The following is a 1,759-nucleotide window of genomic DNA, read 5'->3' on the forward strand; positions in this document are numbered from 1 at the left end:
TCTATGCGCTTTTTTTTGAGGTAGAAATCCAAACACAAATGAAACCTCATATTATTCTACGAAACTAAAAAAAGCATCAACTTTTTGGATGTTTAAATCCTTAAGTTGATGCCATTGGGTCAGTTATACAGACTGCATTTGGGAAGACGTGTTTTGTGATGATTCTATATGTTTCCCACATGTCAAATGAGACATATTTAACCTTGTTGCGCTCCTCCTGTGGAATGAGCATGAAATAATTCAGCAGGTCGTACTTGCGTCTGGACGGAAGTACATCCACAATCTTCTTGTCCAGGTAGTCTACAATCACACAGACATAATTACTGTCATGAGATTTGAAGGCGTACACTTCATCCAGAGCCAGGCATTCAGGAAGCTGTCTTCTGGAGATGTGAACATGCCTGTCAAAAATATTAATAACAGATGTAGCGGATATGCCATATCTTCTAGCAACATCAGTAAAGGTTGCATTTGGAGACTTGAGATCTCTGAGAACATTGAATACAGTAGCAACAGAGAGTCTTCCTCCAAAAGTGAAGGGGTTATTTTCATAGAATGTCTTCTTGCAGTGAGGACACTGGTACCTTCTTGCATGATAGATGATATAGCAGTTGGTGGTGGTCATAACGGAATGAGTTATCTTCTTATCCGTGTAGTCCTTCACCCTGCTTGTCGTATGTCCGCATACGGGGCACTGAACCCAGTCCTTATTAAGCGTGATATTAACGTACATTCCGTCCTTTCTGTGGGTGATAGAGAAGTCCTTAACGTTCTCTCTTTCCAGGTTGAAAAACTTTAGCAGATCACTATCAGAAATGAGCGCATTAGGGGTATCGTTTTTAGCTGCTTCTTTGTCAGATGGAGAATTATTACTAGTTTTCATGTATAATACAGCTCCTTTCGTATTTATAAGGAAAGAATATCAGCAAAAAGAGCTGGGTTATATAAATGTCATGTGGTCAGTTGGACAAGATTAAAGTAATTGTTTCTAGTATTCAATTTACAGAAGAAAACATAGTCAAAGAAATAGGATAGATACTTTTCTTTAAGAAAAGCAACATGAGAAGATTCAAGAAAGTCTATATCAGCAATAACCTCAATGATTACGTTAAAAGAAGCAATGGAATAAGGAATCATATCTTCAACAAGGACTGCATGAGTAGATCCGCATTCAGGACATCTAAGTCTTAATACTCTGACTTTGTGACTGCGCTTAAAGATATCGATATGTCGATAATAATAAGCATGCACAAAAAGACCCTTAGAATCACATCCAGGGCATGTCAGTTCACTGAAGTTCAATAATTGAATAATTTTTTTATATTTATTTTCTGAGATATTCTTGATTTTAGATGAAAGTTTTATTATTATCATAGTGTTCTTATTGGACAGGATAAACATTTCGGTGGCCAAACTTCGATGTTTATCCTTTTTTTCTTTCTATAGATTTATAAACCTCAAGAACATGATAAATGATTTTTGAAATAAACAAAATAGATAGCAGAAAACTGCCCCTAAAAAGTTTATAGTCTAAAAGCAAGGCCAGGAGATCTAAACTGGTTCAAAAGTCAAGGACAGAATGTTGACAGTCCCTGCTAAATGAGCATCGCCGTAAGGTGATGCTCATTTTTTTCGCGTCCGCTATCCAGTCTTTTTCCACGACGAAAAGAAGTCCTGATTTTATGGACTTTTCCCGATATATTATTTATGATTTGTCTAATTAGTATAATGCATCAAGATCCTTATAATAGTCCAGTTT

2 protein-coding genes are annotated in these 1,759 nt (G+C 36.4%); both read right to left on the reverse strand.

Features of this window, described 5'->3' with window-relative positions; genetic code table 11:
* Positions 1 to 100: 100 nt before the first annotated feature.
* Positions 101 to 883 (reverse strand): transposase, encoded by a 783-nt coding sequence (locus tag H8909_RS12975; RefSeq protein ID WP_187013124.1) that lies wholly within the window; start codon positions 881 to 883, stop codon positions 101 to 103.
* A 68-nt stretch (positions 884 to 951) separates the two neighbouring features.
* On the reverse strand, positions 952 to 1,374 hold the full coding sequence (locus tag H8909_RS12980; RefSeq protein ID WP_177830167.1) for a DUF6431 domain-containing protein: 423 nt from the start codon (positions 1,372 to 1,374) through the stop codon (positions 952 to 954).
* Positions 1,375 to 1,759 lie beyond the last annotated feature (385 nt).

The sequence above is a fragment of the Catenibacterium faecis genome, assembly GCF_014306455.1.
Lineage (GTDB): Bacteria > Bacillota_I > Bacilli_A > Erysipelotrichales > Coprobacillaceae > Catenibacterium > Catenibacterium mitsuoka_A.